This is a genomic window from Shewanella sp. S23-S33 (genome assembly GCF_043359565.1).
Taxonomy (GTDB): domain Bacteria; phylum Pseudomonadota; class Gammaproteobacteria; order Enterobacterales; family Shewanellaceae; genus Shewanella; species Shewanella oncorhynchi.
In genome coordinates, this window is sequence record NZ_JBHFFD010000014.1 from 56,312 (window position 1) to 82,745 (window position 26,434).

The window sequence follows — 26,434 nt, forward strand, 5'->3', positions numbered from 1 at the left end:
CAGTGTTTAGCTTGCCCTTTCATCAAGTGAGATTGATGCAAGGCAATCGTTATTTTACCCAGCCAGGAGCTGTGGCAATAAAGTAAGGGTTTAAAATGTCAGGTTTTTGATTATAAGTTAATGGTTCACCTGAGTCATAACAGACAACTGTACCGCCTGCACTTTCGAGTACAGCTTGCGCCGCCGCAGTATCCCATTCGCTGGTTGGGCCAAGTCTGGGGTACAGATCGGCACTGCCTTCAGCCAACATACAAAACTTAAGCGAGCTACCCACGCTTAAGATGTCATGCTCACCAAACTGTTGTAAATATTGCGCTAAGCCTGGGCTCAAGTGCGAGCGACTGCCGACAATCATCGGCATTTCGCGTGGCGTGTTGGCCCCCAATAAGGGACTCTCTTGACCCGTTCGTTGGCGCCACGCACCTAAATGTTTAGCACCGTAATAATACGTATCGAGCACAGGCGCATATACTACACCTGCGATAGCAACCCCTTGATGGATAAGCGCAATATTGACGGTAAACTCGCCATTGCGTTTAATAAATTCCTTAGTGCCATCTAAAGGATCAATCAACCAATAGGTTTGCCATTGACGACGCACGTCCCACGCGATATCCGCCGCTTCCTCAGACATAATAGGAATACCGACAAACTGCTTTGCCAATGCTGCCACTATCACGTGGTGCGCGGCTAAATCGGCCGCCGTCACAGGGCTATCGTCCCCCTTATGGCTCACCGAAAAGTCATCTTGACCATAAACCGTCATAATGGCATCGCCTGCGGCTTTGGCAATCGCGACCACTTGCAGTAGATCTTGTTTGGTCAATGTCTGCGCTATTGTCGTCTTGTCTGTCACTGAAACTTCCTTAATGCATTAAATATCTTGGCATTATGCCATTGTCATCCAAGGGGAATTTAGAACAAATTCATCATACATCAAGCAAAATAGACTAAGACTCGCAGCTTAAACCGCGGTGCACAAAACCACAGATAAACAAAGTGATTACGATACTAAGGTAAGCCATTGGCGCTGAGAAGAGGCTTAAGTCCAGTTGCATTCGTATTCACAGCTCATGTTTTCATATTGATAGTCTAAAGCCGTCGCTTAAATCTGATTATTGGCGAGCTTATTGTTTTCGAAAGTGTTAATCACTGCGATGACGTAAACGCTTAACGCCTGATTAAAACTGCCTAAACCCAAATGTGAGTCATGTTAATTGTCGTCATGATAGCGTCGCAACATGCAATTCAGTTGCTGACGCCAATCTTGCCATACGACGTTATCAGGCATAGGCAGTGCGGTATTGACAGCCAAAGTGGACTGCACTTTGGCACTATTCAACACGCTATAACTCGGTCTTTTTGCCAAACTCACGCCGCGATTTAATGCTTGTTTAGCATAGTGAGCGCTGGTAATCGGCTGGATAACTACTGGCAGACTTAACAGATTTAGCGCTAGGGCTTGTCGCTGGATTTCACAGGCAAATTCATACCAACTGCATTGGCCTTGAGCGCTGTAATGAAATACGCCCGAGCACTGTTGCATGACTAATTGCCAAATCACCTTAGCGAGTGCATCACTCCACGTCGGACAGCCGATTTGATCGACTATCACCTGCAATCTTGGTTGAGTGCGCATCAAGTTCAGCATGGTTTGGACAAAATTATGCCCATCTTGACCGTAGAGCCATGAGGTACGCACAATCGTTGCATCCTCGCCCAGAACCGCCAATACCTTCTGCTCGCCGAGCAACTTACTCGTACCGTAAGCAGACAACGGCTCGGGAGCATCAAGTTCAACAAATGGCCTTGGTAAATGATTTGGAGCTGAGTCTGGATTTTGATACGGCTCAGCGCCAGTTTCTCTAACATCACAAACAGCATGACCACCAAACACATAATCGCTCGACACATGCAGTAGGCGCGCCCCCGACAGCCAACATTGCTGCGCCAATAACTCAGGGCCGAGTGCATTCACGCCATTCGCTTCAATTGCATCATGCTCAGCATGCATCCACTGCATTATAGGCCGCACAATTGATCACCCAGCTTGGTCGATATTGAGTAAACACGGCAGCAATATTGGCGGCATCGGTAATGTCTAACTGACTACGACTTAGCGCATAAAGCTTAAGTGGTGCGACTGAGTTTGCACTTGTACTTGTACTTGTGCAGGTATTTGGGGCTAGCTCACCAATATCGGCAGCGACTCTCAGCAAGGCTTGAGCGAGCTGACTCTTCGCACCAGTGATTAACACCACTTGAGGAGTGTTAGCGTCTGTGGCACTCGCCGCCCCGCATTGAAGTGGCGTCACTTTAGTTGCCACTATTTTCATCACTAATCAACAGCATGGCTCATCGTCACTGAATAAGGGGATCAAATCAGCAACGGTTTCATGGCCACGGGCAGCTAAAAAGGCCAAGAGTGCTGAAGGACTACGATTAAGTAATCGTGATGGCGGATAAGCCACTTCATCGATAATCGCTTGCGCCCGCGCAAAACCGCCTAAGCTAAAAGCCACGTGGGAATCAGAGCCCATAACTAAAATCGTGCCAAATTCCTTGGCCGCTTTGGCAATCGCAGTGCAATTGGCTTCGCTGCCCTTACGGGAAACTTCAAAGGAGGAATTGTTAATTTCGAGCGCCACACCGTATTCGGCTGCGGCGCGGGTAACGGCTTCAATATCAATCGGATAGGCTGGATTACCTGGATGAGTAATGATATCAACCTTGCCGCTCTTAATCGCATTAATCATGGCCTCTGTGTGAGTCGCTTTATCTGACGGAGGATAGACGGGCTCATGAAATCCTGCGAGCACAATATCGAGCTGCTTTAAATAATCACCAAAGAAATCAATCTCGCCGTCGATATTTTTGATGTTTGCTTCGATACCCCGCAAAATCCCGACGCCATCAACCATACGTGGCAAAACTCTTAAATTCACAAAGTGCCAAAAATGCGGCGCATCGGCCATCGCAGGCCCATGATCTGTGGTGGCAAATAGGCGAATCCCCTTCTGCTTTGCCACCGCTAAGTAGTCATGAATCGTACTATAAGCATGGCTCGAAGCCACAGTATGGGTATGAGTGTCGACTTGGTACTGCATGGTTCACCTCAGTCAAATGATTCAATCAATTTAGAAAAACTGGCCACGATTTAGCTAAAGAGCGATAACAGTTCATCGGCGCTTCCTTGCCATGTGCCCTTGCCTTTACCTTCGAGAATACTGTCCGCCAGACTTTGCTTATGCTGCTGCATTTCTTGGATTTTTTCTTCGACTGTACCTTCTGCAATCAGCTTATAGACAAACACGGGCTTATCTTGGCCGATACGATGGGCTCTATCCGTAGCCTGTTTTTCCGCCGCCGGATTCCACCAGGGATCATAGTGGATCACAGTATCCGCCGCGGTGAGATTGAGCCCAGTGCCGCCCGCTTTTAAGCTGATTAAGAACACAGGCGTATCGCCCTCTTGGAACTTATCTATCTGCGCTTGGCGCAGGCGAGTTTGTCCTGTGAGTTTACTGTAATCGAGCCCCAGGTCCACCAGCTCAGCTTCAATCAAGCTGAGCATGCTAGTGAACTGGCTGAAGATCAATATCTTACGTCCCTCTTGCACCATCTCGGGCAAGTTCTGCTTCAGCCAGTCTAACTTAGCATTATTCTTCACTTTCTGCGCTTGCTCTAACTTCACCAAGCGCGGATCGCAGCAGGCTTGGCGCAACTTAAGTAAGGCATCGAGAAACTCGATATGACTGCTACCAACGCCTTGAGTGGCAAATAAATCCCGCAGTTTTTTCTCCATCACCAGTCGAATACTCTCGTAGAGATTTCGCTGATCTTTTTCTAACTCTAAGCTCTGGGAGATTTCGGTTTTAGGGGGTAATTCACCGACCACTTCATCTTTGGTTCGGCGCAGCACAAAAGGCGCAATCCGTTGACTCAAGATTTGCGCTTGTTCCATATCGCCATAACGTTCAATTTTGTGCCTAAAGGATTTGTTAAAGAAGGCATTCGTGCCGAGTAGTCCGGGCAAACAAAAATCCATTAAAGACTTAAGTTCGCCCAAATGATTTTCAAGCGGCGTACCCGACAGGCACAATCTAAACGGCGCTTTAAGATCTTTAATCACTTGAGTCACTTTCGCCTGCGCATTTTTTATCTGCTGCGCTTCATCCAGCACGATATGTTCAAACACCTGCCGTTGATAATAGTCACTGTCGCGCACGATCAGCGGATAGGTCGTCACCACAATATCAAACTCATTTAAGCGTTCGAGCAAAGGCTTGCGTAAAGCACCATGAATAACGACTAGCTTTAACGAAGGCGCAAATTTCGCGGCTTCTTTCGCCCAATTACCCACCAAGCTCGTTGGGCAAATAATTAAACTCGGTGAACAACTTGCCACCGTGGATTTTAGTTCTTGCTGCTTGAGTAAAAAAGCCAAGGTTTGAATGGTTTTACCCAGCCCCATATCATCGGCCAAAATACCGCCAAGCTGATATTCCTTTAAGAAACAGAGCCAATTCAACCCTTGCTGTTGATACTGACGTAATTCAGCATGTAAGTTGTCTGGGACTGCGACCTCTAACACACCGTTAAAATTTTCGAGCTTAGTCGCTAAACTGCGCACTCGTTCACCATTAAGCAGACGAATATCACTGTCGGCAAAATCATTTAATAGGTGGGCACGGTATTTAGGCAAAGACACGCTATTGCCTTTGTGGCTATCGAATAGTTCTAAAATAATGCTGATCAGCGGCTTAATCACGCTGGCTTTGACTTTTAACCAATCACCATTTGGGCTGGGTAACAGCAGTTCTGCATCATCGGCGGGCTCACCGTACTGCTTAAGCCAAGTGGCAATTAAGGGCAGCATAGGCACTATTTGACCATCGATGTCAGCATTCAGTGACAGAGAAAACCAACCCTCTTGCGTATCATCCAGCTCAATCGCCAGCGGAGTATCAATGACATTTAAGCTGAAATTGTCGGCAAAATGCACTTGGTAACCTAAAGCCTCTAGCGCCGGGATTTCCTGTTGAATAAAGTGCAACCAAGCATCAATCGTTTCAGGCAGTGAACCTAACCCCCAAATACTGACATAGCTGCCACTGTTAGGGATAAAAGAAGGCGCCAGCTCCACCAGTTCCAATGCCATCAGACGATTAATCGCATCCATTTCCGCATCGAGTTGACGCGCGACTTGATAGGTTTTGCCTTGATGGGTGACTAAGGACAAGGGCTCGTCGGGATACTGACCGCCGAGCACCACATCTTGATAGATAAACTCCAGCAGCACTAATGGCTGCACCATAGCAAACTCAGGTAACTCCTGCGAGGTTAAGGTCAACCTAACTTGAAGCGGCACTTGCAGCTCGACAAAATCAATCAAAGCAGGCGTAGGTACCGTTTTCACCGAAAAATGCTTAATCAGTTTGTGGCTCACCAGTTCAATCTGCGAGCTAGGCACTGGCGGCATCTGACTGAGTAATAACAGCTTTTCAACACTGATCTCTGTGTCCAATGCGCCCACTTTAAAATAATCTAAATCGATATAAGTCGGTGGCTCACAGGGGATCAGCTCCCAATTGTCCTTATTGGGCAGCATTAACTGCATTTGTTTATGCTCGGCATCCTTATCTAGCCAAATGAATTCAGGCTTGCTCGCTTCACCTCGGGTGAGCGGTAAACGGCTCTCCTCCCAAAAACACCGCCCAGTGACGAGCATTTTTTCCAGTGCCATGGCACCTAACTGAGCTTTAAGATACAGACGCGAGGCACCATGGCGACGGGTTGACATGATGAGATTGATGATGAGCACGTCTTCTGCGCCAATCCAAGCGGGCATATAATATTGCACGTCAGACAAAGCGATTTTCGAGCCTTTGTTATAGCCACCATTCTTCGCTAACTTGCCTTTTCTTAGCTCAAGAAACACACCGTTATCATCTTTAGATAACACGTACAGCACGCGATCGTCGTAGAGTAAATCAACATTTGAAACCGTGAGATCATCACTTTCGTCTAGCAGATGTAACCACTGAGCAATACGTTGATCTTCAACGGTTCTATCACTCAGTAAACTGTAAAGTACGGCAGCAATATGTTTGCAATGCCCAGTGGCGGGACATGAACAGAAGCCATTCATGATCAACTTATGGTTCATGCTGACAAGGCGAATATCCTGCCGATAGGGCTGGGATTCCGTCCCCATGACACGACCTTCAATATGACGAAAATCGGCGTTCGCTTTGGCGCTCAACACCCGTCCTTTCATCACATAATCACGGGCGCGCATTAAGGTTGGCGGCGTGAATAATGACTCAATAGTGGTTCGAGTCAATTGGATAGGATCTTGGGGGGACAAGCGATTCATGTAAAAACCTTGAAACTAAAAATATCAACTCCGAGCAATAGCAAGCCATTGCCGCGCGACATTTATCAATAAGTTGTGTGGGATTGTATTGAAAGCCTTGGCCGAAAGCCAGAATGATAGCCACGATAGACTACCCCACCATGCCCGCAGGATAAAAATAACAAACTTATCCGCAGACATGGAACTGGCCTTACTTAGATGTAAGCAATTGATACATAATGCTTTACTATTAATATCCAAGCATTAACTGTTACCGCCAAACGCTAAATTTTCGCTTTAGCGTCAGTGGCTTTAGCCCCAGCACTTTTTTTATCAGCAATGTAGCGGTCGACCAGTGTTTCTAAGATATCCAAAGGAACTGCACCATTCTTCAGAACTACATCGTGGAAATCCCTGAGATCGAACTTATCACCTAAGGCCAACTTGGCTTTTTCGCGCAGTTCGAGAATTTTCATCATGCCAACTTTATAAGCCGTCGCTTGACCTGGCATAACGATATAACGCTCAATCTCAGCCGTGACATCGCGATCGGACATGCCAGTATTTTTCTTCATATAGTCAATCGCTTGCTCGCGAGTCCAACGACTATGATGAATACCCGTATCCACCACTAGACGCACAGCGCGGAACAACTCAGCCTGCAGACGACCGATATTATCAAAGGGATCCTTTTGAAAACCGAGCTCCCAAGCCAAACGTTCGCTATATAAAGCCCAACCTTCAATGTACGCCGTAAAAGGCGCCATCTTACGAATAAGTGGCATACCTTCTAACTCCATCGCCACCGCAATTTGGAAATGATGCCCAGGGATCCCCTCGTGGTAGGCTAAAGTGCGCATACCGTATTTAGGCGTGGCCTTGATGTCATATAAATTGGCATAGAAACGCCCTGGACGACTACCGTCAATCGCGGGCTGCTGATAATAGGCACCCGGTGCCGTTTTCTCTTTAAACTCAGGAATACGCACCACTTCCATGCCCGCTTCGGGTCGAATACGAAAGGCATCACCGAGTCCCGCATTCACTTCATCAAGAATCGCTTGATAATCGACGAGGATTTGCGCCCTACCCGCATCGCTATCCTCGTAGTAAAACTTAGGATCGGCGGCTAATGCTTCAATCGCGACCGAGAAACCTTGGCCCACATCGTAACCTTCAGCGGCTAATATAGTCATGATTTCATTTTGAATGCGATCTACCTCAGCGAGCCCTTTGGCATGGATTTCGTCCGCAGTGTAATTAGTGGTCGTAAAGAACTTCAGCAATTGCTCATAGGCAAGGTTACCATTTGGCAGCGCCCAATAACCATCATCCGTCCCAGCTTTGGCTTGTAGCTGGGTAAGGTAGTCGATAAATAATTGATACGCTGGATGCACGTAACCTTTAATGTCCGCTTCCACCGCTGCCAATAACCGTGCTTGCTCATCGGCACTGATATCCGTGTCAGCCAATTTAGTTTTGAAGGAACTGTAGAGAATATTGTCTTGAATCGGCGTCGCGACAAAATCATTCATCTCGGTGAGCACCCGCTCAATCACGAACTTAGGCGGAATAATCCCTTTAGCCTCACGAATTTTTAAACCTTCGAGAGTTTGCGCAAACTTAAGTTTCACCTTTTGTAAACGCGACAGATAGTTTTCTGCATCGCCCACAGAATGCACTTGGTGCTGCGCCTGCATAAAGCTTGGATACCCGTTTTGCACGCCAAATAACTGATTCAGCGGATAGTTATGGTAACGATACGGCTCAGAGACCAATGCGAAATCGGCAAGATATAGGGCAATATCCTTGGAGATACGTTGATTTTCATCTAAATCCGCATCGGAATAGCTCAATAGGGTTTCACGCAGATCTCGCACTTGCGCGAAAGTCTTATCCATCGCCTCTGGACTATCGTCATCCAACTCGGCGTTATGGCCTGTAATCCCTACCGATTCTAAGAAACCCAATGAGGTTAAGGTCTCAGGGCTTTCGAAAGCCATCTTGACCACACTGCGGTCTAGAAATGCGCGAAAGAAAAACGGCTTTTTCGCAAACCATTCATGGGCGGCCAGCGCCACTAATAACAGCACTAAGACTAAGCTGCCGAGTCCAATCCGTTTTAGTACTGTTTTCAACGTCATTCTCCATTCTTATTATATTCAATCTAAAGTTATCGCCCTGAATCCATAGCTCAAGCACGTTTTTATTGGATGACGAGAATACCATTAACCACAAATAAGCAACAATTCAATAACGTAACGAATCATGACAGAATCCTTACCTAAGCATACAAGCCGCATTTAAGCCTAATGGAACGGATTAAAAGGTTAATCGCAAGTCAGTCGTGGCAAACATAAAAAATATTTTCACACTAGACAACAATCAAAAATACAATATAAACGATTGAATATTAATAGTTATATCTAATTCCGCACTCAATAAGTCGCAAAAAAGCAGTTTCAATATGAGAGGTATTTAAAAATAAAACTATACAAACCCCTAGAGTATGTTAATCTGCACTCCGGCCTGTGATTCAGACCTATTTATAAGCAATATTATGTATTTGAAAACCTTCGCTACGCCTGTAATATTTTTTTTGCTGTCATGAAGCTTTCCACTCATAACTTATCATCAATGTAAATAATTCTATTTCTGGCTAACATACCGCATAATTGCGAATTATTTGTTTGAAAATTTTGGAGACATTCATGTCTAAAACTACTGGTGTAGTTAAATGGTTTAACGAAGATAAAGGTTTTGGTTTTATTTCTCCTGACAATGGTGGCGCTGACGCATTCGTTCATTTCCGCGCAATCGTTTCAGAAGGCTTTAAAACTCTTGCTGAAGGTCAAAAGGTTTCTTTTGACATCGAACAAGGCCAAAAAGGTCCTCAAGCTGCGAACGTAGTTATTCTGTAATTAGACTTTGTCTAATTTAAGTTAACAAGTTCCAGACAAAAATGCCGACACTATGTCGGCATTTTTATATCTGCATTTTCATCCATATCAAAAGAGTGAACCTCAGGCCTTTAGCCATGTAGGAGCTTAGCCTCTGCTTTCTCAAGTCGTCGTGGTTTACCCACTATCAGTAAGATATCCCCTGCACGAAAAACCCAGTCCTGCTCAGGATGTTCCACTTCGGCGCCATTGCGACGAATCGCCCTTAACTCTACTTTCAATGTTTCCCACAAGATATCGGCAACGGTTTTACCAATCGCGTCAGCCCCACGCGGTAATGCCACCGCATGCAATGACTCTAAAGTAAAATCAGTTTCTGTGCCGGAAAAGAAGCCGTGTAAAAATTGATAATGATTGCGCCGCTCAGATTCTAGCCGTTTTAGGATCCGTGCCAATGGCACACCACATTGGTGTAGTACCTGCGATACTAACATCAAGCTCCCCTCTAAAGACTCAGGGATCACTTGATGGGCTCCCGCCTTTTTAAGCAAGTCTAGATCGCTGTCGTCTTTGGTTCTAACTAAAATTTTAGCCTCTGGTGCCAATAACTTACATAAAGGTAAGACTTCTTCTAAACTACGTGACTCACAAAAAGTGATAACGATCATCTTGGCCTGTTTAACGCCCATTTGTTTTAAAATTGCCCGTTTACACACATCACCGAAATAAATAGGTTCGCCCGCACGACGCGCTTCAGTGACGCGCGTTGGATCGAGATCCAATACCAGATAAGGTACAGCTTCAGTTTTTAAAAAACGGGCAATGGTTTGTCCTACTCGGCCGTAACCAAAAATCATCACCAGCTCATGATCATCCATCATCAATGGCACAGCTTCATCCACATGCTTTGCCTGACGGATCCCCAGCGCCCACTTAGCAATATCCACACTATGACGAACTAACCAAGGAGCTATTGCCATGGAAAGCACGGCGACCATGACTAATATGGTACTGATCTCATTATTTAAAAGTTGATAGTTGACCGCTAAAGCCAATACCACAAAACTGAACTCCCCCACTTGAGCTAAGCTCATAGCCGTACTCATCGCAATTCGAAAGGGCTCGCCTACTAATCTTAAAATGCCATGAATGATCAGCGCCTTACCTAGCACAACCGCCACTAAGATCAGCAGTATCTGCCACCAGAAACGCATCACTAAGGTAAAGTCCAGCATCATGCCAATGGAGATGAAAAACAGTCCCATCAATAGATCGCGAAACGGTCGTATATCCGCCTCAAGTTGGCGGCGGTACTGGCTTTCTCCCAGCAGCATACCCGCCATAAATGCCCCCAGCGCCATAGATAATCCTAGCCACTGAGTAAAAGCCCCTGTGACAAGCGCAACGACTAAGGTCGATAATACAAACAGCTCATTGGAGCGAGAACGCGCAACCTCATCAAATATCCGCGGCAACGCCCACTTACCAAACGCCATTAAGAGGAAAAAAGCCAATATGCCTTTAAGCAAGGCAAAGGCGATGTCCGCGACCATCAAAGGTTCGCCGCCATTGGCCAGTAATGGCAATAGGATCAACAGCGGCACAACCGCTAAATCTTGGAACAAAAGCACGCTGACGGAGAGTTCGCCGTGCCGGCGCCTCAGCCATCCCTGTTCATTGAGTAATTTGAGGACAATAGCAGTAGATGACAACGCGATGGCAGCACCGATAACCAAGGCTTCAACCCAATTCAGGCCGCACAATAGGGCCACGCCCATGGTCAACAGGGTCGTTATTACCATCTGTGCACTGCCTAAGCCAAATACGGTACGGCGCATGGCCCACAGCCGCGGCACAGAGAACTCTAAGCCTAAGGTAAACATCAGCAGCACAACGCCAAGCTCGGCAACAGATTGCATTTGATGCTGGGTAAACCAATGAAAACCACTTGGGCCACTCACTACCCCTGTGAGTAAATAAGCCAGAATTGCGGGTAGGTCCAAACGCCGCAACACAGCAATGGCCACAATGGCAATCACGAGCATAAGTAATACTTGGATTAAAAAGCTATGTTCCATTGGGGCTATGACTCCTGTCAAAATGCTGACGTGTCAAAAAATCTAACGCTGAGTTTTAAGCTTAACTGAATGACTAACAAAGACAAATTTTATTAACAAATATTGCGGCACGGTATTTGCTTAGACTAGGTTAGAGATGTATCGCACTAACATTTGCTGGAGTGATGATTATGGACTTTGGCCTAGCGACCGAGCTGTATCCCGACGAATATCGCTATCAAACAGAACATTATAGTCCCAATGATAATCCATTGGACTTGATACAAGTGATCCAACAACTGCATGCCAGTTTAGATCCTAGGACAGTCTTTGCCTGCTATGGCAAAGTGCTGGGACAACACTTGCCGATCCAAGGCGTGCGCTTAACCTATGGCGAGCACAAATTCAGCTGGGGCAAACGTTATGGTATCAGCGTCAAACGACAGCTCATGTGTGCAGGAATGCCATTAACGATTCAGTACCAACTGGTGACGCCATTTACGCCATCACAAACCTCAAACTTACAGGATATTGAACCGCTGTTATTGCAACCTTTATTAAATGCGTTGCAATATCAAGAAATGTCGATGCAAGCTATGTTTGACTCACTCACTGGCTTAGGCAATCGCCATTATTACAGTCAGAGTCTCAGCAATGCGACCGCAAGAGCCCATCGAAAACAAGGAGCAGTCGCTCTCATAGTGCTCGATCTTGATAACTTTAAACAACTTAATGATAAATTCGGCCATAAATGTGGTGACTATATTCTGAAGGAATTTGGTGACATCATTCGTGCAACCATACGCAATACAGATCAAGCCTTCCGGATTGGTGGTGATGAATTCGTCATTATTGTCCAAGGCAATATTCATGCGGCTGGCTTGTTATGTGAACGGATTGTCTCGGTAATCAATCAGCACAGTAGTTTCAATCAATTTGGGGTGAGCTGTAGTTTAGGGGCGGCAGAATCACACGATACCATTGAAGCCGAACAACTTTATGAACTTGCCGATAAAGCGCTTTATCAAGCCAAAGCCGCCGGACGTAACTGCTATAAACTCAGCCAAAATCAATTAGTTTAACACGCGCAGGGATGCCAAATGAAATGCGATAACTCACTCGCAGCGCGTACCCCATAAAGGTCTAAATCAAACTGACGCGCTGCGTTCCACTCTCCTCTCGCTTTCCTAGAACACACCAATATTCCAAGATTGACTCTCGACTAGAATTCCTTTGCTTCCTCAACAGACACCTGTAAACCAAGTTCATTCGACTCAACAATAAAGCCCTTTTCAACCCACAGTCCAATTGCTATCACCAGTTGCTCGCCATAAAACACAAACCCCACCTTTTCGCGTACCCAAGGCGGAATGGCAAACTCTTGCCACAGTTTCTTTAATTCTCGCCCCTTACCCCGAGAATGCGGGTGGCAGCGAAATTGTCCCGCTAGTTGATAACGCACACTGACTACTTCATCAGGCCAAGGTAAACGGACTCTGGGACCTTGTTTTGTCACTATCAACCTAATCTGCTCACCATTCGCTAAGCCCGCAGGCGACACGACTAATTCGGTACTATCTCCCTGTAATAAAGAAATAAAGTCATGCTGTGGCAAGGTCCAACTCACAGGCTGAGTGTGACGTTTGTGAGTTTGATACTTGAATAAATAGACTTGATTAGCAAAGCGGCGGATTTCACACTCACCCACTCGAATATGCACTTTAGCATCGTCTTTCGCGTTAAGAAGCTGAGTGATGATTTGCTTAAGCTGCACCTTTGAGGGCAAAGCAAAACCTTGGGATTCAATAAAGCCACGTAAGAGTAACGCTTGCCAGTCGGCTGACTGTTCGGCAAAACCATCGAGCTTGAATACACTTTGAGTATGGTAAGGGGCTTGGGTTAACCATAAAGGCAAACGTTCACTCACCTGTAAATCCAGCGTCGCCTGTTGTTCGGCGCACAATGCCGCACTGCGACTCGCAGTTGTCGCAATACTCGGCCAACGCGCTTTTAAGCGGGGAATGATTTCTAAGCGTAAAAAATTTCGATCGTACTTATCGTCTTGATTACTTTCATCTTCGATATGCACTAAGCCTTGCTGTTTTGCGTAGGCTTCAATTTGCTCACGGCTGATATCCAATAACGGCCGCAGTTGTTTGCCTTGTGCTAATGCTTGAACTTGTCCCATGGCCGCCAGCCCTTTCGGCCCCTGACCACGTTTCAGCGCCAGCAGAATAGTTTCGAGCTGATCGTCTTCATGGTGAGCTGTCAGCAACACATCATTGGCACTTAAATGCCGCTCAATCGCCTGATAACGCACTTTTCGCGCTTCAGCTTCAAGGCTCAATCTTGGCCCACGATTAACCACGACTCGCTCAACCGTCACGGGCAGATCGTAATACAGGCCCCGCTCAAGGCAATGCTGTGCCCAAGCCTCAGCGTTATCGCTTAGGCCATGGTGTACATACACTAGTTGATAATTAAACTCCGGATGTTTCCGTGCAAACTGGCTTAAACCAAAGGCCAAGACTTCGGAATCAACCCCACCACTGTAAGCCAGTACTAACTTGCTGTCAGGCGCTAAGGATTGCGCTGCCAAAAAATCACAGATATGCGCGCTGAGATCGCCAGCAGTCAATGCTTCGTCACGCTTAGCCGACATAAGTTAACTTCATCTGTTTACACCTAAGACATTCGCCAACATTAGAATAAAATTCTCACCTTGTTTGGCCCGAGGAGCGATTCGAGCGAGAGCATCAAGTCATCGGTCGGATTCACTCGCCAAGCATCGGCTAACCTAAACTGACCTTTGGCTTGAGCTTGAGTGTAATTGATCACCACAGGCACAGCACCGTTACGCCACGGGCTTAGCGCTTGCTCGAAAGTGTCTAACGCCGATGGCGTTAACTCGCTGCCATCCATATCAATTTCCAGCGCCTTGGCAAAGTGGCTGCGCGCCTCACTGATATCTATGATGTTACGCGCCGTCATGCGGTTACCGCCGGCAAAATCATCATAACTCACCTCACCTTCACAAATGAGGATGCGGTCTTTCTCTAGCAGATGATTAAATTTTTCAAAGGCTTCGGTAAACAACATGATTTCGAGACGCGCGCTCTTATCGTCGAGCGTCAACAGGCCCATTTTCGAGCCGCGTTTGGTCAGCATCACTCGCGTTGCCACCACTAACCCCGCTGCCTTAGCGGTTTTACCGCGTTCGGTGGGATGCACATCTTTCAAACGACCGGACGTGTAATGCTTAAGCTCTTTTAAATATTGATTGATCGGATGACCGGTCAAATACAAGCCTAGGGTTTCGCGCTCGCCTTCGAGCCAAATTTTATCTGGCCATGGAGTACATTCGACAAACTGCTGCTTACTGTCTTCGGGTTCACTGTTGAGCAAACCAAACATATCGTGTTGGCCAATCGCCTCGGCTTTGGCATGTTGATCGGCGGCGCGAATCGCTTCGGGCAAGGTTGCCATCATAGACGCACGATGCGGCCCAAGAGTATCGAGTGCGCCCGCGCAGATCAGCTTTTCAATCACGCGCTTGTTGAGCTTTTTCAAATCGATACGGGCACAGAAATCGAATAAATCCACGAAAGGGCCATCTTTTCGTGCCTCTAAAATCGATTCAACTGGACCTTCACCCACGCCTTTAATGGCGCCAATGCCATAAACAATGCGCAAATCATCATCGACGGTAAATTTGAACAAGCCTTTGTTCACATCCGGAGGAATGAGCGGTAATCCCATACGCTCGCATTCATCGACCAAGGTCACAATTTTATCTGTGTTATCCATATCGGCCGACATTACCGCCGCCATAAACTGCGAAGGATAATGGGTTTTTAGCCATAAGGTCTGATAAGACACAAGCGCATAGGCGGCTGAGTGAGATTTGTTAAAACCGTAGCCGGCGAACTTTTCCACTAAGTCGAAGATCTTCATCGACAAGTCGCCGTCGACGCCGTTATTGATTGCGCCCTCTTTAAAGATACTGCGCTGCTTGGCCATCTCTTCGGGCTTTTTCTTACCCATAGCACGGCGCAACATGTCGGCGCCGCCAAGGGTGTAACCCGATAACACCTGTGCAATCTGCATCACTTGCTCTTGATACAGAATAATGCCGTAGGTCGGCGATAGCAGTTCTTTTAGGGATTCATGCTGGTACTGAGAATCGGGATACGATACTTCTTCGCGCCCATGCTTACGTTCGATGAAGTTATCTACCATGCCCGATTGCAAAGGCCCAGGACGGAACAATGCCACCAGTGCGATCATGTCTTCGAAACAGTCAGGCTGCAGACGTTTAATCAAATCCTTCATACCACGGGATTCCAACTGGAATACCGCCGTGGTTTCATATTTTTGCAACAAGCGGAAAGATGCCGCATCCGTTAACGGAATCGCTTCGATGCGCACCGGTGGGCGACCGTTTTTGACCTCGACCTTGTTCACCATCTCCAGTGCCCAGTCGATAATGGTCAAAGTACGTAAACCCAAAAAGTCGAATTTAACTAAACCTGCGGTTTCGACGTCGTTTTTATCGAATTGCGTTACTGGGTTTTTGCCTTCAGCATCGCAATAGAGCGGCGCAAAATCGGTAATTTTTGTCGGTGCAATCACCACACCACCCGCGTGTTTACCCGCGTTACGCGTCACACCTTCGAGCTTGCGACACATGTCGATCAGATCTTTTACGTCTTCATCGGCATCATAGGATTCTTGCAGGGCTGGCTCGACCTCAAACGCTTTCGCCAGCGTCATCCCAGGTTCTGGTGGAATGAGTTTAGAAATTCGGTCAACGAAGCCATAGGGATGACCCAGCACACGACCCACGTCACGAATAACCGCTTTTGCCGCCATAGTTCCGAAGGTGATGATTTGCGATACCGCTTCGCGGCCGTACAATTCGGCCACATGGTCGATCACTTCATCACGTCTATCCATGCAAAAGTCGACGTCAAAGTCGGGCATAGAAACCCGCTCAGGGTTGAGGAATCGCTCGAACAGTAAGTCAAATTCCAATGGGTCTAAGTCGGTAATCTTAAGCGCATAGGCCACGAGTGAACCCGCGCCCGAGCCACGACCAGGCCCTACTGGAATACCGTTATCTTTACCCCATTGGATGAACTCCATCACGATCAAGAAGTAACCTGGGAACCCCATCTGGTTGATCACTTTAAGTTCAATGTCGAGGCGCTCATCGTATTCGCCGCGTTTCTCGGCGCGCACCTCAGGATCAGGGAACAAAAACTCGAGCCGCTCTTCAAGGCCCTTCTTCGAACAATCGACCAGAAAGTCTTCGATGGACATATCGCCCGTCGGGAAGTTGGGCAGGAAATATTCGTACAAACGGATCGTTACATTACAGCGTTTAGCGATTTCGACACTGTTCGCCAACGCCGCAGGAATGTCGGCGAATAGTTCACACATTTCCTCTTCGCTACGCAAATACTGCTGTTCACTGTATTTTTTAGGTCGGCGAGGATCGGCAAGGGTAAAGCCATCGTGAATTGCCACCCGAATTTCGTGGGCATCAAAATCTTCGGGTTTAAGAAACACCACCTGATTAGTAGCCACCACAGGGATGCCCTTCTCCTGCGCTAAGGCCACCGCCATATGCAGATAACGCTCTTCATCGGGGCGACCTGTGCGGATAAGTTCGAGGAAATAACGGTCAGTGAAATGAGTCTGATAAAAGTCGCATAAAGATTCGACTTGTGTGCCATTGCCCTTGAGCAGTGCCTTACCCAGATCGCCTTCTTTGGCGCCCGATAACAGCAAAATGCCTTCGTTATAAGTGAGTAACCACTCTTGGTCTATCACTACACGGCCGGCCACTTGGCCACGCAAATAGGCTTGACTGATAATTTGGGTCAGATTCTGATAACCGACATTGTTCATCGCAATAATGGTTAAGGCGCACAATTCGCCTTCAAATCCGAGCACTTGCATCCAAAAATCGGCACCAATAATCGGCTTGATCCCCGCACCATGGCAACCACTGTAAAACTTCACCAAACCACAAAAGTTATTTTGGTCAGTCAAGGCGACCGCGGCCATTCCCTGCGCTTCCACCTGCGCCAAAATAGGCTTGACCTTGGCCACGCCATCGGTCATAGAGAAGTCACTGTGGACACGAAGATGCACAAAACGAGGATCGGACATAATTAGGATTATCTTTGAATGGCAGGTTAACAATAACTAGAAAGCAGACTAACAAAGTCACGCAGCCAGAGCCAGTGACTTTGCTGGATAACGGGAACTTATACCCAAACAACCTGAAACTCGTATCTTCAGGTGGCTTGGGAGCACAACTTACAGTCCCAGTAATGCCTTGACGGGTTTGAAACTTTTACGATATTGGTCAAATACCCCATGTTCGGCGATGGCCTCAAAATGCGCCTTAGTCGGATAGCCCTTATGCTTAGCAAAACCGTATTGCGGATAAGCAGCATCGAGCACATCCATCTCTCGATCCCGCGTCACTTTGGCGATAATCGATGCGGCACTAATACTGGCAATTAAACCATCACCTTTAATGATGCTGTGACTGGTAAGCGAGACGCCATTATGGGCAACAAATGCCGGACTGCGATTGCCATCGACTAACACCAACGCAGGCGCAATCTTAAGCCCAGCAACCGCGCGCTGCATTGCCAACATAGTGGCATGCAAGATATTAAGCGTATCGATTTCAGCAGGACTTGCGCGGCCCACGTGATAACACAGGGCTTTTTCACAAATCTCATCAAACAAAGCTTCGCGACGCTTCTCACTGAGTTTCTTGGAATCATTCAGACCACTGATGGGCTTGTTTGGATCTAAAATCACAGCCGCAGTCACTACATCGCCGACTAAAGGCCCACGGCCGACTTCATCCACACCAGCAATTAATCCCGTCGAAAAGGCCAGCAAATCGGCGTCGGTTAAACTTTTAAAAGTTGCCACTAATTAGCCTCCAGCGATTTAGCATGACTTGGTTTAGGCTCAACCAGTGCCATTACCGCTTCTGCGGCTTTTAAGCTCGCATCACGGCGTAACACTTGGTGCAGGGCATCAAACTCAGCTTTGAGCGGCGTAAAATCTCGATTTAACTCGACTGTGACCGCCGCAGCTATTTTCTCTGGCGTGCAATCTTCTTGAATGAGCTCAGGGACGAGATCTTTTCCAGCCAGTAGATTCGGTAACGAGAAACGCTCGACCTGCATCATGCGCTTAGCAATCCAATAGGTCATAGGGCTAACACGATAAGCCACCACCATTGGACGCTTGACCAACATGGCTTCTAACGTCGCGGTGCCAGATGCTAATAAAATGCCATCGGCAGCCGCCATGACTTCGCGCGACTGACCTTCGACCATATGAATTTCGAGATCGGGTGCAAAATCCTTCAGCGCTTGCTCAAATTGCTCACGGCGTTTTTGATTTACCAGTGGCGTCACAAAACGTATATCAGGGAAGTTCTGTTTAATCAGTAAAGCCGCCTTCACGAAAGGCTCAGCCAGTTGCTTTAACTCGCCACCACGGGATCCCGGTAGAATCGCTAAATATTCTGCATCGGCATCGAGTTCAAGTAACTGACGCGCCGCCGCTTTATCGCTTCGCAACGGAATATCATCCGCTAAGGTATGACCCACAAAGGTGCAAGGTACTTGATGCTTGTCATAAAAAGCTTTCTCAAATGGCAATAACGACAACACCATATGGGTCGCCTTCGCGATTTTGAATATACGTTTTGGGCGCCATGCCCACACGGATGGGCTCACATAATGGACGGTTTTAATACCGCGCGCTTTGAGTTTAAGCTCGAGGCCTATATTAAAATCCGGTGCATCTATGCCAATAAAACAATCGGGCTTAAGCGCGGTGATCTCTTTAATCAAGGATGACCGCACTTTTAATAAGCGAGGTAGACGGGATAACACTTCAACGATTCCCATCACTGCGAGTTCTTCCATCGCAAACAGGGATTTGAAGCCGAGGGCTTCCATGCGGGGTCCACCGATACCGACAAAGCGCGCATCGGGATGGGTCTTTTGCAGCGCAGCCATTAAACCTGCACCTAAAATATCGCCTGAGAGTTCTCCGGCAACCATGGCAAACACTAATGGAGTTTTATTGCTCATAAACCAATCACGTCTCATGAATTAATGGCATTGGATGAAGAGGTAAACCGCACCTAAAATGCATCGTTCCAAGCCTACACTTATGTTAAGTTAATGATTCAATTAATGACTAAGCTCATTTATGGTCGAATGCATTGATGAATAAACGCATTTTTAACGACTACGTCTACCACAAAAAAGGCTTAAACCAATAATACAAAAGGGCATAAAAATGCCCTTTTGTTGTCATGTGGTCATCAAGTTAGCGAATAATGCCGCGACTCGATGACTTTACAAACTCAAGCAGTAATTTGACTTGCTCATCGCTCTGCGCATCTTCAGCTAATGCTTCAATCGCTTCTTCTACCGTTAAACTACTTCGGTATAACGTTTTATAAGCACGACGCACGGCTAACTGGCTTTCTTTAGAAAAACCGCGACGCTTCATACCCTCGCTGTTTAAGCCGCGAGGCACCGTCGGTTGACCCGCTGCCATCACAAAGGGAGGCACATCCTGCAAAACTAAAGAACAACCAGCAGTAAACGCATGGGCACCAATATGCACAAACTGATGCACGCCTGTCATACCGCCTAAAATCGCCCAGTCACCGACGTGCACGTGACCTGCAATAGATGCGTTATTCGCCATGATGACATTATCGCCGACCACACAGTCATGGGCGATATGCACATAGTTCATAAACAGGTTATTCGACCCAATACGGGTTTCACTGTTATCTTGAACTGTACCGCGGTGAATGGTCACGTTTTCACGGATGACGTTATTGTCACCAATGATCAGTCGTGTCGGCTCGCCAGCGTACTTTTTGTCTTGGCATTCTTCACCAACGGAGGCGAATTGAAAAATACGATTCCCTTTGCCGATAATCGTTGGACCTTTGACCACCACATGGGAACTCAACCAACAATCATCACCAATTTCGACGCCCGCACCGATATAGGTCCAAGGGCCAATAGTGACGTTATTGCCAATTTTTGCATCGGGATGCACAAACGCTAATGTATCTATCACTGACTAATCTCTCTGCGGGCACACATGATTTCAGCGGAACAAACCACTTCACCATCCACTTTGGCCTCACCGTAGAAAACGCCAATCCCGCGGCGCTCTTTAATCATTTTGACATCAAAATGAATTTGATCTCCTGGCTCAACCACACGTCTAAAACGCGCATTATCGATACCAGCAAAGTAATACAACACACCTGGTGGTGGTACATCACTACTCATCGTTTTAAAGGCTAACAGGCCAGTTGCCTGTGCCATCGCTTCTAAAATAAGCACACCTGGCATCACAGGTTGTATCGGGAAATGTCCCTGAAAAAATGGCTCATTTATTGAAACGTTTTTGATCGCCTGCAGACTAACACCAGGAGTGTAATCAAGCACACGATCGATCAATAGGAATGGATATCTATGGGGTAGATATTTAAGTATTTCTTTAATATCCATAGTGTTCATTTGATTAGACACGAACCGAGTTCCTCAAATTGCCTTGGGGCAATTAATCTGGTGTTTTTAAATTTTTTTCCAACGTTTTAACACGCTGGAACAGTTCATCTAACTGACGGAAACGAACTGTATTTTTACGCCAAAGTTTATTGTCCATTGCCACGGTGGCTGAAGAGTATAAACCAGGCTCACGCATATTAGTGGTGATATTGGTAGCACCAGACACATGCACACCATCGGCAATGCTCAAATGACCTGCGATGGCACAGCTACCGCCAATAATACAATATTTACCAATAGTGACACTGCCAGCAACAGTAGTACTGCCTGCAATAGCAGTATTTTCGCCGATTATATCGTTATGGGCAATTTGTACTTGGTTATCAATAATCACACCGTCGTGGATCTCTGTATGGCCTAATGCCCCACGATCTACCGTTGAATTAGCACCAATCTCAACCCGATCGCCAATACGCACGCCACCTGTCTGCGGAATTTTAATCCACTGACCACGTTCGTTAGCATAACCAAAACCATCTGAGCCTAATACGGCACCCGAATGGATAATACAATCCTGTCCTAAATGCACATCGTGATAGACGGTGACATTAGCCCACAAACGTGTTTTTGAGCCAATAACCACATCTTGTCCCAGCACAACACCGGCACCAATCTGCACATTTTCACCTAAAATGACGTTCGCACCAATCACAGCATTCGCGCCAATAGCGACACCTTCCCCTAAATGAGCTGAAGGATCAATTTGTGCCGAAGGATGGATACCCACCGCCGCTTTGGGTGTAGTGTCCAAATACTGAGCAACACGAGCAAAACCGACATATGGATCTTTTACAATTAACGCAGTACCTTGATAATCCTGCGCATCTTTAGCTGACAATAACACCGCACTCGCTTGAGTTGCCTCAAGCTGAGAGCGGTATTTACTGTTGGCTAAAAAAGAGATCTGACCCGCCTTGGCATTTTCTAAGGTCGCCACACTATTAATAATTAGCGTTTCGTCGCCTTGGATATCACCGTCTAATAACAGGCATAGCTCTTTTAAAGTCACACTATTCATCTATTACTTGCCTTTGCTTAAGGCTTCAACCACTTTGCCACTGATGTCAGCGTTAGGCTTAACATAAATGACAGCACCACGTTGTAATACCAAATCATATTGGTCTTTTTCAGCGATAGTGTTGATGGCTTTTTGCACTTTAACTAACAGTTTATTTTGCTCTTCACCTTGGCGACGACGTAGGTCTTCATCCAATGCTTTGCCTTTTAACTGATATTCAGATTTTAGCGATTCCATTTTACGAACCAGCTCAGTTTTTTGTGCATCGTTCATTAATGCACCATCACGTTGCTGCTTCTCCATCAGAGAACGCATTTCTTCTTGCATTTTTTGGACATCAGCTACGCGATCACCAAACTCTTTCTTCAGAGATTGGGAGATCTGTTCACGTTGTGGGAGCTGTTCAAACACAGCGCCCATATCCACTACGGCAATTTTCTCAGCATGTGCCACTAACGGCGCGCCTAACAAAACTAACGTCATCAGCGCGCAATTTACCATCTTGTTCAAAATAAACTCCTTGTTACCTTGTTATTGTCAGCAAAACTTGCCGAGTGTATGCCTTTTAAAAAGTTTTGCCAATATTGAAAGAGAAGATCTCCGTTTGGTCACCTTCATATTCTTTAAGCGGCCACGCCAAGCTGAACACCATAGGTCCCATAGGTGATAACCATTGCACACTCAGGCCCCAAGAGGCGCGCAGGCGTGCTGGATCACTAAAGTCCTGTAACTTAGCAAACTCTTCCGCAGGCAAACTATTTCGATAAAAATCATAATCAAACTCAGTATCCCAGACGTTACCCGCATCGACGAAGAAGCTAGTACGAACTGAGTTAGTGTAAGCCTCATCCAAGAATGGGGTTGGTACAATCAACTCCATACTTGCCGTTGCAAGGGCATTACCACCGATAGAGCGGCCAGAACTGACTTGAATGCTATCTGGATCCGGTTGAGGGAAGTTACAACCATCACCCGATGGATCCAAGCAAGGTTCGCTACCACTATACATATAGAAGGAGCGAGGACCGACCGAGTTTGACTTAAAGCCACGTAGCGAGCTACTACCACCTGAGTAATAGTTTTCCCAGAAAGGTAAAATTTGGTCATTATCATTAAATTGACCATAACCGTTACCATAACCTAATCGACCACGGGCCAAGAGCACAACGCTCTGACTGCGGTTAACAGGAAAATAGAAGTTAGTGTCAAAGTCTGTCTTAAAATACTGTAAATCAGACCCTGGCGAAGTCATTTTGCCATTCAGACGCTGGGACGAGCCATCTGTTGGGAAAGTGCCACGGTTCAAGGTACTACGATACCAGCCTAGGCTGAGTTCGAAGTTATCAAAACTTAAGTCGGCATTCGGATCATCATCACGATAGATGTTATAGAAACGACGTGCCTGCTCATAGGCAGAAATTTCAGAAATCGTGTTGTGTCGATAGCCAATACCACCATTGATACGGTTGTATTCGTTAATCGGGAAACCCGAGTTAAGCGCCACACCATACGAACTGTTTTTATAGCGTTCTAAGTTAGCTTCATTGGCGTCAAACTCACTCCAATAAACGCTCCCGCCTAAACTCACACCGTCTTTTGTCCAGTACGGATCGGTATAGGATAAGTTAACGTTTTTAGAGTACTTGTTTGTACTCAAGCTAATACCCGCTTGATTACCTGTACCTAAGAAGTTGTTTTGCTGTACGCCAAACTGCAAGCTCAGACCTGATTCAGTACCATAACCGACACCCGCGTTAAATGAGCCCGATGGCTGCTCTTTCACTTTAACCGCAACATCAACTAAGTCATCGGTACCTGGCACTTGTACAGTTTCAGTGTCAACGGTTTCGAAGAAGCCCAAACGGTTCAGACGCGCTTTAGACTGCTCAACTTGCGCAGAGTTTAACCAAGCCCCTTCCATCTGACGCAGCTCACGGCGCATCACTTCATCTTTAGTCACTGTATTACCAGTGAAGTTAATTGCCCGTACGTAAACACGTTTACCCGGTTTGATATTGATGTTTAAGGTGACTTCTTTAGTCTTATCATCAATTTCAGGGTAGGTTTTCACTTCAGGGTAAGCATAACCGAAGCGGCCTAAATATTTGCTGTACATTTCTTCGGTGAAAGTTACATCACCGCCGTTGTACATATCACCTGCTTTGATCGGCAGAATTGATTTCATCAACTCTTCACGGCCCATCAAATCGCCCGTCAAATTCACGTCTTTAACTTTATATTTCTCACCTTCTTCAACGTTAATGGTGATATATAAACCTTTACGGTCAGGCGTCATGGCCACTTGAGTTGAAGTCACTTCGAAGCGGATATAACCTTTATTGTGATAGTAAGTTTTGATGGTCTCGAGATCAGCCTGCAGTTTTTGCTTCTGATAACGACGCTCACCAAACAGATCCCACCAAGCCACATAATCTTTAAGTTCCAACATGCCGATCAGTTCAGCATCGGTGAACTCTTTGTTACCGACCACGTTAATTTGGCGGATTTCGGCCGCTAAACCTTCGGTAAACTTAAATTTCAGCTCAACCCGATTACGGGGTAAGTTAATCACTTGGGCTTCCACTTTCGCGCCGTATTTACCCACGCCGTAGTAGAAATCCTGCAGACCCTTTTCAATACCGGTCAACATAGTGCGATCGAGGGACTCACCGACTTTAACGCCAGAACCGTCCAGACTTTCCTGTAACTGTTCGTCTTTAATGTCTTTGTTGCCATCGAATGTCACGGCACTAATAGTTGGACGTTCAGTGACTTTCACCACTAATACGCCGCCATCTCGGCTCACGGAGACATTTTCAAAGTTAGTCGATGCATACAAGCTTTTAATCGCTTGCTGGATTCTTAACTGATCAACAGTGTCACCTACTTTTACTGGTAAGCTTAACAAGGCAGCACCGAGTGCAACTCGTTGCAAACCTTCAACTTGGATGTCGGTCACTTCAAACGGTTGGAAAGTATCAGCCAACACAGTCCCTGAAAACGACGCACCGACGAATAACATCGAGGCAAAAAGTTTATTCAATCTCATAGAGCACTTCTAATTATTAGTCTGTCCTTGCTCAGAGTCGGGCAAAATCATTGAAAAGCGCAACGCTCATCAACATCAGCAGTATTGCTGCCCCAAATCTGAATCCTATTTCCTGCACCTTTTCAGGTACAGGTTTACCAGTTATTACTTCAATAAAGTAATACAGCAGGTGTCCCCCATCGAGCACAGGTAAAGGCAGCAAGTTAATGATGCCTAAATTGACGCTGATGAGCGCGAGGAACCCGAGAAAATAGACCAAGCCATAGTTTGCACTACTGCCCGCACCCTGTGCGATCGAAATGGGTCCACTCAGGTTTTTCACCGACACATCGCCGGTAAATAATTTGCCAATCATCTTAAAGCTCACAGCAACAAGTTGCCATGTTTTATCCGCTGCTATGCCGAAAGAATCGATTGGTCCATATTCAAGTTGTAAACGCATATTGTCTGGCCATTGTGCTTGGGTCGGGCTCAGCCCGAGCATACCTATCTCTTGGCCATCGGCATTTTTACTGCTTAAGGGTGTCACTGCCACATTAAACTGTTCGCCATTGCGACGCACAGTTAAACTCACAGGCACATTGGCAGAATGTTGAATAATGTCAACAAAAGCCTGCCAATCGGTATAATTTTTACCATTTATTGCGACTAAGGTGTCACCGACTTTTAGCTCACTATTCGCAGCGGCACTGTCAGGACTAATCGCAGCAATGGTGGGGACGATTTCGGGACGATAAATCCCTAACCCTAATGCCGTAATCGGGGATTCTTTTTCAGGATCAAAACGCCAATTACGCGTATCTAAGGTATAAGACCGCGCACTAGAGTCTAAACCTTGCAAACCATTCAATGGCGTTAGCGATACACTCAGACTTTCATCACCTATGTGGCCGACTAAAGCTAAATTCACTTCTTCCCAGTTACGCACTGCCTGACCGGAAATGGCCGTTATTTGCATTGGCTCTGTGATTTGAATTTGCGCAGCAGCAGTTCCGGGTGTCGTCGAGGTGATCACAGGCTTAAGTGCTGGCACACCAATCAGATACATAAAATACAGAGCAACGATGGCAAAAATAAAGTTAGCAATTGGACCTGCGGCCACAATCGCAATACGTTGCCATACGGTTTTACGATTGAACGCTTGATCTTTTAATTCATCGGGAACGTCTTCAACACGCTCATCGAGCATTTTGACATAGCCACCAAGGGGGATCATGGCTAACACATATTCAGTGCCGTCTTTACCAACACGGCGCCAAATAGCTTTACCAAAACCAATGGAGAAACGTTCGACTTTCACGCCACAACGTCGTGCGATATAGAAATGGCCGTATTCGTGGGCAGTAATTAACAGACCCAGTGCAACGATGAAAGAACCTAAGTTCCATAAAAAATCTAACAT

Annotated in this window: 17 protein-coding genes and 1 pseudogene; 2 read left to right on the top strand and 16 right to left on the bottom strand. The window is 46.5% G+C overall.

Going from position 1 to position 26,434, the window contains the following annotated elements; genetic code table 11:
• Positions 1 to 49: 49 nt before the first annotated feature.
• The 5 genes and pseudogenes from cysQ to ACHA99_RS03605 all read right to left on the bottom strand — a co-directional run bounded on the left by cysQ (position 50) and on the right by ACHA99_RS03605 (position 8,502).
• Complete coding sequence (gene cysQ / locus ACHA99_RS03585) at positions 50 to 856, bottom strand: 3'(2'),5'-bisphosphate nucleotidase CysQ (protein WP_219250189.1); 807 nt, start codon at positions 854 to 856, stop codon at positions 50 to 52.
• Between the two features lie 357 nt (positions 857 to 1,213).
• Positions 1,214 to 2,336 (bottom strand): annotated as a pseudogene (rfbD, locus tag ACHA99_RS03590) (dTDP-4-dehydrorhamnose reductase).
• A gap of 6 nt (positions 2,337 to 2,342) precedes the next feature.
• Entirely contained in the window at positions 2,343 to 3,107 is a 765-nt protein-coding gene (locus ACHA99_RS03595) for a phosphatase (protein WP_393941090.1), read from the bottom strand.
• 50 nt (positions 3,108 to 3,157) lie between these two features.
• Positions 3,158 to 6,379 (bottom strand): SNF2-related protein, encoded by a 3,222-nt coding sequence (locus ACHA99_RS03600; protein WP_393941092.1) that lies wholly within the window; start codon positions 6,377 to 6,379, stop codon positions 3,158 to 3,160.
• Between the two features lie 263 nt (positions 6,380 to 6,642).
• The gene (locus ACHA99_RS03605; protein ID WP_263138110.1) at positions 6,643 to 8,502 is read right to left on the bottom strand and encodes a DUF885 family protein; all 1,860 of its coding nucleotides are present in this window, start codon (positions 8,500 to 8,502) and stop codon (positions 6,643 to 6,645) included.
• A 567-nt stretch (positions 8,503 to 9,069) separates the two neighbouring features.
• Between ACHA99_RS03605 and ACHA99_RS03610 the strand changes: the two genes are divergently transcribed.
• Positions 9,070 to 9,279: a cold-shock protein gene (locus ACHA99_RS03610; protein WP_006080998.1), complete on the top strand. Its 210-nt coding sequence runs from the start codon at positions 9,070 to 9,072 to the stop codon at positions 9,277 to 9,279.
• 110 nt (positions 9,280 to 9,389) lie between these two features.
• Here ACHA99_RS03610 and ACHA99_RS03615 read toward each other — a convergent pair whose 3' ends face one another.
• Positions 9,390 to 11,336, bottom strand: coding sequence for a monovalent cation:proton antiporter-2 (CPA2) family protein (locus tag ACHA99_RS03615; RefSeq protein ID WP_393941095.1), 1,947 nt, complete (start codon positions 11,334 to 11,336; stop codon positions 9,390 to 9,392).
• A 170-nt stretch (positions 11,337 to 11,506) separates the two neighbouring features.
• Between ACHA99_RS03615 and ACHA99_RS03620 the strand changes: the two genes are divergently transcribed.
• Positions 11,507 to 12,397 carry a GGDEF domain-containing protein gene (locus ACHA99_RS03620; RefSeq protein WP_105249714.1) on the top strand — a complete coding sequence of 297 codons (891 nt, stop codon included), beginning with the start codon at positions 11,507 to 11,509 and terminating at the stop codon, positions 12,395 to 12,397.
• Between the two features lie 140 nt (positions 12,398 to 12,537).
• On the opposite strand, the gene tilS is transcribed toward ACHA99_RS03620, so the two are convergent.
• The 10 genes from tilS to rseP form a co-directional block, all read right to left on the bottom strand.
• The gene (tilS, locus tag ACHA99_RS03625; protein WP_393941097.1) at positions 12,538 to 13,977 is read right to left on the bottom strand and encodes a tRNA lysidine(34) synthetase TilS; all 1,440 of its coding nucleotides are present in this window, start codon (positions 13,975 to 13,977) and stop codon (positions 12,538 to 12,540) included.
• A gap of 41 nt (positions 13,978 to 14,018) precedes the next feature.
• Positions 14,019 to 17,492, bottom strand: a complete 3,474-nt coding sequence (dnaE, locus tag ACHA99_RS03630; RefSeq protein WP_393941099.1) for a DNA polymerase III subunit alpha — start codon at positions 17,490 to 17,492, stop codon at positions 14,019 to 14,021.
• 150 nt (positions 17,493 to 17,642) lie between these two features.
• Positions 17,643 to 18,275 carry a ribonuclease HII gene (rnhB, locus tag ACHA99_RS03635; RefSeq protein WP_168823176.1) on the bottom strand — a complete coding sequence of 211 codons (633 nt, stop codon included), beginning with the start codon at positions 18,273 to 18,275 and terminating at the stop codon, positions 17,643 to 17,645.
• Complete coding sequence (gene lpxB / locus ACHA99_RS03640) at positions 18,275 to 19,453, bottom strand: lipid-A-disaccharide synthase (RefSeq protein WP_113938987.1); 1,179 nt, start codon at positions 19,451 to 19,453, stop codon at positions 18,275 to 18,277. The genes rnhB and lpxB overlap by 1 nt, the downstream gene beginning before the upstream one ends.
• Positions 19,454 to 19,694: 241 nt before the next feature.
• A complete protein-coding gene (lpxA, locus tag ACHA99_RS03645; RefSeq protein ID WP_393941102.1) occupies positions 19,695 to 20,465 on the bottom strand; it encodes an acyl-ACP--UDP-N-acetylglucosamine O-acyltransferase in 771 nt (256 codons plus the stop codon).
• Positions 20,462 to 20,926 (bottom strand): 3-hydroxyacyl-ACP dehydratase FabZ, encoded by a 465-nt coding sequence (gene fabZ, locus ACHA99_RS03650; protein WP_006080990.1) that lies wholly within the window; start codon positions 20,924 to 20,926, stop codon positions 20,462 to 20,464. The genes lpxA and fabZ overlap by 4 nt, the downstream gene beginning before the upstream one ends.
• Positions 20,927 to 20,957: 31 nt before the next feature.
• Entirely contained in the window at positions 20,958 to 21,983 is a 1,026-nt protein-coding gene (lpxD, locus tag ACHA99_RS03655; protein WP_105249717.1) for a UDP-3-O-(3-hydroxymyristoyl)glucosamine N-acyltransferase, read from the bottom strand.
• Between the two features lie 3 nt (positions 21,984 to 21,986).
• Positions 21,987 to 22,484 (bottom strand): OmpH family outer membrane protein, encoded by a 498-nt coding sequence (locus tag ACHA99_RS03660; RefSeq protein WP_028760600.1) that lies wholly within the window; start codon positions 22,482 to 22,484, stop codon positions 21,987 to 21,989.
• A gap of 64 nt (positions 22,485 to 22,548) precedes the next feature.
• Entirely contained in the window at positions 22,549 to 25,032 is a 2,484-nt protein-coding gene (gene bamA / locus ACHA99_RS03665) for an outer membrane protein assembly factor BamA (protein ID WP_393941104.1), read from the bottom strand.
• Between the two features lie 31 nt (positions 25,033 to 25,063).
• Positions 25,064 to 26,434, bottom strand: a complete 1,371-nt coding sequence (gene rseP, locus ACHA99_RS03670) for a sigma E protease regulator RseP (RefSeq protein WP_393941106.1) — start codon at positions 26,432 to 26,434, stop codon at positions 25,064 to 25,066.

Bases quoted from the DNA above. Each gene is read 5' to 3' on its own strand.
- ACHA99_RS03595 (WP_393941090.1), bottom strand. From the start codon at position 3,107: ATGCAGTACCAAGTCGACACTCATACCCATACTGTGGCTTCGAGCCAT.
- ACHA99_RS03600 (WP_393941092.1), bottom strand. From the start codon at position 6,379: ATGAATCGCTTGTCCCCCCAAGATCCTATCCAATTGACTCGAACCACT.
- ACHA99_RS03605 (WP_263138110.1), bottom strand. From the start codon at position 8,502: ATGACGTTGAAAACAGTACTAAAACGGATTGGACTCGGCAGCTTAGTC.
- ACHA99_RS03610 (WP_006080998.1), top strand. From the start codon at position 9,070: ATGTCTAAAACTACTGGTGTAGTTAAATGGTTTAACGAAGATAAAGGT.
- ACHA99_RS03615 (WP_393941095.1), bottom strand. From the start codon at position 11,336: ATGGAACATAGCTTTTTAATCCAAGTATTACTTATGCTCGTGATTGCC.
- ACHA99_RS03620 (WP_105249714.1), top strand. From the start codon at position 11,507: ATGGACTTTGGCCTAGCGACCGAGCTGTATCCCGACGAATATCGCTAT.
- tilS (WP_393941097.1), bottom strand. From the start codon at position 13,977: ATGTCGGCTAAGCGTGACGAAGCATTGACTGCTGGCGATCTCAGCGCG.
- dnaE (WP_393941099.1), bottom strand. From the start codon at position 17,492: ATGTCCGATCCTCGTTTTGTGCATCTTCGTGTCCACAGTGACTTCTCT.
- lpxB (WP_113938987.1), bottom strand. From the start codon at position 19,453: ATGAGCAATAAAACTCCATTAGTGTTTGCCATGGTTGCCGGAGAACTC.
- lpxD (WP_105249717.1), bottom strand. From the start codon at position 21,983: ATGAATAGTGTGACTTTAAAAGAGCTATGCCTGTTATTAGACGGTGAT.
- ACHA99_RS03660 (WP_028760600.1), bottom strand. From the start codon at position 22,484: ATGGTAAATTGCGCGCTGATGACGTTAGTTTTGTTAGGCGCGCCGTTA.
- bamA (WP_393941104.1), bottom strand. From the start codon at position 25,032: ATGAGATTGAATAAACTTTTTGCCTCGATGTTATTCGTCGGTGCGTCG.
- rseP (WP_393941106.1), bottom strand. From the start codon at position 26,434: ATGTTAGATTTTTTATGGAACTTAGGTTCTTTCATCGTTGCACTGGGT.